Annotated in this window: 6 protein-coding genes; 2 read left to right on the forward strand and 4 right to left on the reverse strand. The window is 61.6% G+C overall.

The window, feature by feature from the left end; translation table 11 throughout:
* Positions 1–82: 82 nt before the first annotated feature.
* On the forward strand, positions 83–238 hold the full coding sequence (locus tag CCR95_RS00375) for a GGDEF domain-containing protein (protein WP_201090857.1): 156 nt from the start codon (positions 83–85) through the stop codon (positions 236–238).
* 36 nt (positions 239–274) lie between these two features.
* Here CCR95_RS00375 and queE read toward each other — a convergent pair whose 3' ends face one another.
* Genes queE through queC form a run of 3 tightly spaced genes read right to left on the reverse strand, consistent with a single transcriptional unit; the run spans position 275 to position 2,739 of the window.
* A complete protein-coding gene (gene queE / locus CCR95_RS00380) occupies positions 275–916 on the reverse strand; it encodes a 7-carboxy-7-deazaguanine synthase (RefSeq protein WP_201090867.1) in 642 nt (213 codons plus the stop codon).
* Complete coding sequence (locus tag CCR95_RS00385; RefSeq protein ID WP_201090859.1) at positions 913–2,007, reverse strand: 6-carboxytetrahydropterin synthase; 1,095 nt, start codon at positions 2,005–2,007, stop codon at positions 913–915. Before CCR95_RS00385 ends, queE begins: the two co-directional genes overlap by 4 nt.
* Before the next feature lie 9 nt (positions 2,008–2,016).
* Positions 2,017–2,739, reverse strand: coding sequence for a 7-cyano-7-deazaguanine synthase QueC (queC, locus tag CCR95_RS00390; RefSeq protein WP_201090863.1), 723 nt, complete (start codon positions 2,737–2,739; stop codon positions 2,017–2,019).
* A 202-nt stretch (positions 2,740–2,941) separates the two neighbouring features.
* Here queC and CCR95_RS00395 point away from each other — a divergent pair, with 202 nt between their 5' ends.
* Positions 2,942–3,637, forward strand: a complete 696-nt coding sequence (locus CCR95_RS00395; protein WP_201090865.1) for a cytochrome b/b6 domain-containing protein — start codon at positions 2,942–2,944, stop codon at positions 3,635–3,637.
* Between the two features lie 63 nt (positions 3,638–3,700).
* Here CCR95_RS00395 and CCR95_RS00400 read toward each other — a convergent pair whose 3' ends face one another.
* Entirely contained in the window at positions 3,701–4,162 is a 462-nt protein-coding gene (locus tag CCR95_RS00400; protein ID WP_201090868.1) for a c-type cytochrome, read from the reverse strand.
* Between the last annotated feature and the right edge of the window lie 707 nt (positions 4,163–4,869).

The raw sequence follows: 4,869 nt of genomic DNA on the forward strand, positions 1-4,869 counted from the left end.
CGGTTTTACTCTTCCACTATTGAATAACTTGGCACTACATTGCGATTTTCGGCCGGCGTGTACATAAAGATCAGATGGTTAGATGCCATCTGGGGGTGTTTATCAATGGGGTTATGTTAAAGATGGGCTAGGTGTGAGCAGCTATCAGCCGGATGACACGGCAGACGCGATGACGACACGCGCCGATCAGGCGCTGTACCGCGCCAAATCGGAGGGACGCAATCGCGTCCATGTCTGAGTGTTTGCCTACGATGGATCAATCAGCCCGGTCCGCTCAGGGAATGCCCAGTAACTTATGCGTCTGCATGCTCAACCGCCAGCGCGGATGGGCCTTGCAGTAGTCGATCGCCTGGGCGGTATGAACGGCGAGATGGGGGTCATCCATCGGTTGTAGGAAAAAATGCCGGAAGTCGAGCCACTCGAAGCGCTCGGGCGGAGCCTCGGGCTGCGGATAGACGAGTTTGAGTTCGTCGCCTGCGGTCAACCGGAGTTCGGCGCTGGCCTTGGGGCTGACGCAAATCCAGTCGAGACCCGACGGCGCGGGACAGGTTCCGTTGGTTTCGACGGCGATCTCGCAATCGCACGCCCGCAGGGCGGCGATCAGCGGGGCGTCGAGCTGCAATAGCGGCTCTCCGCCGGTACAGACGACATAGGGTTTGACTCCGGCGTCATCATCGCCAAGCCAGGCCGCGCGAATCCGGTCGGCCAGCTCGCTGGCGTCGCGAAAGCGCCCGCCGCCCTCCCCATCGGTCCCTCGGAAATCGGTATCGCAGAAGGTGCAGACAGCCCGCTCGCGATCCTGTTCGCGCCCGGACCAGAGGTTGCAGCCCGCGAACCGACAAAAGACGGCTGGGCGACCCGTCTGGGCGCCCTCCCCTTGCAAGGTGTAAAAAATCTCCTTGACCCGGTAACTCATGTCGGCAATGCCGGTCCCAATTCGCCCCAGCAGAGACTGGCCCCGCATCCGGGCGTCTCGTGCAGGTCGATGCGGTCGAGCTGGGGGAGCGCGGCCGCGCACTCCTCGCGGATCCAGAGTGCCAGACGACCGGGATCCGCGGCGTCAAGGCGCGGCAAGGCGTCGAGCCGATGGTGATCGAGTTGCCGGTAGACGGGCGCGAACAGGGCCTTCACATCGCCATAGTCGACCGTCCAGCCGAGCACGGTGTCCAGCGGCGCGGTGAGATGCAGCCGCAGCAGATAGCTGTGACCGTGCAGCCGTCGTCGCGCGTCGCCGGCGGGGGCGTCGGGAAACCGGAGCGCGCTCTCGAAGCGCTGTTCCTTCCAGATGCGGTAATGACTGCCGTCGTAGTGACAGCCGGCGGTCGCGGTTTCGTAGACGGTCACCCAGGACAGTGCCGGCAGCTCGGGCTTGAGACGTTGCCACAACCAGTGCGCGAGCAGTTCGCTGGTGGGGTTTTCCAGACCGGGAATCTCGTTGAGACAGGCATGATGGAGTTCGGTCTGGAGCGGCGCCCAGAGCGCATCGAGCCGATCGAAATCAACCCCCATATCCAGCCCCGCCAGCGCCTGATCGGCGTGCAAAATGACCTCGAAACCGTGACCGTGCATGCGCCCGCATTGATGCCCCGCCGGGACGTTCGGCAGGCGATGGGCGGCCTCGAAACGGAAACGGCGCCAGACATGGGCGTGATCCGCGCCATCCAGATCGGCGCCCTGATCGCGGGTGCTCTGAATGCCGATGGACGCGACCCCCGGAACGCCGAGGCGGTCGCGCACCCAGCGCGCGAGGTTTTCGTCGGTCGGAACCGGCAGGAATTCGTTCAGATCGCGATAATCGAGCGCCCCAACGCACGCCTGAAGCGCGGCGGTCAGCATCCCAGTCGCGGCGCCGGGAAAGGCGGCCCAGGCGGACGGCAGATCGGCGCGGACACGCGCCAGGAAACCGTGACCATGCAGACGACGCGCGCGGTGGCCCTCCGGCAGGATCGCCACCCGGCGCGCGGCCTCGAAGGGGGCGGCGGCGACATGGAAAAGACGTTCGGTCATGCGACAACCTCAAAGCGAAGAAACCGCGTCTCGCCGAGCGTCGTTCGGAACGCGGCGTAACAGCGGATCGGCGAACCCCGCCTCGGCAAAACCCTTGGCGCGGAGCAGACAGGAATCGCATTGTTCGCAGGGCCGGCCAGACTCGCCGGGATCGTAGCAACTGCTGGTTAGGCCATAGTCGACCCCCAATTCGATCCCCTTGCGGATGATCGCGGCCTTGGTGAGCTGGATCAATGGCGCATGGATTCTGATCCGCTGACGGCCTTCCACTGCGGCGGCGGTGGCCAGGTTCGCCATGCGCTCGAAGGCCGCGATGTATTCGGGTCGACAGTCCGGATAGCCGGAATAGTCGAGCGCATTCACCCCGATGAAAAGATTGCTGGCGCCCAGCACCTCGGCCCAGGCGAGCGCGAAGGAGAGAAACACGGTGTTGCGCGCGGGGACATAGGTAATCGGTATCCCCTCCCCCATCTCGGCCAAGCCGCGCCCTTTGGGTACGTCCAGATCGGCGGTCAGGGCCGAACCGCCGAAGCGCCGCAGATCGATGTCGGCGATGACATGCTCGGCCACGCCCATGGACTTAGCGACCCGTGCGGCCGCGTCAAGTTCGATCGCATGTCGTTGACCGTAGCGGAAAGACAGTGCATAGGGTACAAAGCCCTCGGCCCGGGCAATGGCGAGCACGGTCGTCGAATCCAGCCCGCCACTCAACAGGACCACCGCGTTTGTCATTATCATCACCGTCAAAAAAATCGAATCCGTACATGCTTCGACAAGCCTGTCCTTGCTTCGACTCCGCTTAGGGCGAGCCGCTCCTTGTGCTGAGCGAAGCCGAAGCAAGGGCGAGGAGCGAAGCCGCAGGGGTCGCCGGGAACGGATTACAGTTAGCCTGAAGTGTTCCAGAAATCGCTTTCGCTCAAAAGGATGCAAATCAATGCAAAAAAACCTGATCCGAGTCTGGGATTTTCCAACCCGCCTCGTTCACTGGCTGCTCTTCCTGCTGGCGGCGGCGGCCTTTTTCACCGGACTGTCGGGCGGAAACCTGATGGTGTGGCACGGCCGCTTTGGACTCGCCATTCTGGGTCTGCTGGCTTTCCGACTGGTCTGGGGCCTGATCGGTTCCACCTATGCCCGCTTCAGCCAGTTCGTGCGCGGGCCAGGAACCATTCTCGCCTACCTGCGCGGTCATTGGCACGGGGTCGGCCATAATCCGCTGGGTGCGCTCTCGGTGCTGGCGCTGCTTGGCCTGCTGCTGTTTCAGACCCTGAGCGGTTTGGCGGCCGATGATGACATCGCCTTCAAGGGGCCTCTCTCGGCATTGGTCTCGGCACAGACGAGCGCCTGGCTGACCGGCCTTCACCGGCAGACGATCTGGATCATCGGCGCACTGGTCGGGCTCCATGTCTGCGCCATCCTGTTCTACACCTTCGTGCGCAGGGATAACCTGATCCAACCGATGCTGAATGGCCGAAAAGCGGTGACGGATCCAGCCGTGACATCCGCGGTTGGCGGCGGTCCGCTTGCGTTGATTCTGGCCGTGGCACTGGCGGCGCTGGCGGTCTGGATCGCGAATGGCGGATTGCTTCCGCCGCCGCCCGCGCCTCTTCCCGGCAGCCTGCCGAACTGGTAGCGGGGAAACTGCAAAGCCGCCAAACATGGCGGCCTTGCATGCTGAAACCGGCGGGAAATCGGATCAATCGGCGCGGTATTTTTCGTGGCAGGACTTGCAGGCCTTGCCCAAATCGCCAAACGCAGCCTGAACTTCGCTTTTTTCGCCTTCGGCGGCAACCTCGGCCAAATTGTCGGCGGCATCCATAAAGTCGCGCGCCAGTTGCCCGACTTCTTCCCCATTCTGGAACAGTTCCGGCTTCACCCGTGTCTTGACCGCACCAATATCCTTATCCGTGCCGGGACCAAAAAGCGCGCCCATGCCCGAGTTCGCGATCGCGGCAATGGCATTGGCGGCCTTGGCGACCTGATCCTGACTGAAATCCCCCTCCAGATTGGCCTTGATCTTGCCCATGTTCCAGCTCATAAAGCTGTAGCCGGCCTGGCGATACTGAATCTGCTCCTCGGGCTTGAGGCCAGCGGAGGCAGTCGTGGCAAGCGCGAAGGCGAACAAGCCTAGGACAGTGCGGGTAATCGTTCGTTTCATTAAGATGATCTCCATTTTCTTGCACTTGGTTGCGTGTTTGTTCCAATCCGTGATCGGCAAACGAGCCGCACGATACAATAGATTTCTGCTCCCGGCCAGTGACGAGAATTGTCGAATCAGAGTAAATGGCGAGTATTTCAAGGACATCCCATCCAAACCTCTCGATCTCGGGAAATGAAGGCGACCCACCGCCATCCTCGCGCGGTATCCTCGACGGAAGGCTGCGCTCCAGCGGATTGCCGTTTAAGATCCTGGCTCTGTCAGGAAATGGCAAGACGTCTAAACGGCTTTGGTCAAGCTGCGCATCATCGCCAAATTCCAGTAATATCGCTCGGAAGCGGCTTGAGTGCGCGGAAGAGATGATGAATCGAACATTCGAGAAGCTCGTCACGCGAGTGCTTTGCTACCCAAGCTCCGAGACCGGGGCATCCTCGTTGTCGTTGTCGCGGTCTCGACATGGCGATTATTCGATTACGACAACGACAACGACAACGACAACGACCTGAGACGGTCTTGGGATTTTCGCACAGTTGCACTAGCGCCATGCGCCGATCGAGGGCCCCTGTCAGGGCGAGCGCGCTTAAACATTCCGTTTTTCGGGTAGTTGACGGATGATCGCGAGAAACGACTATCGGAGTTTCTCATGTCAGCCAGCCTTCTTGAGCATTTTGCGTCCCTGGAAGATCCCCGGATCGAACGTAACAAGC

The sequence above is a fragment of the Thiocystis minor genome (assembly GCF_016653465.1).
Classification (GTDB): domain Bacteria; phylum Pseudomonadota; class Gammaproteobacteria; order Chromatiales; family Chromatiaceae; genus Chromatium; species Chromatium minus.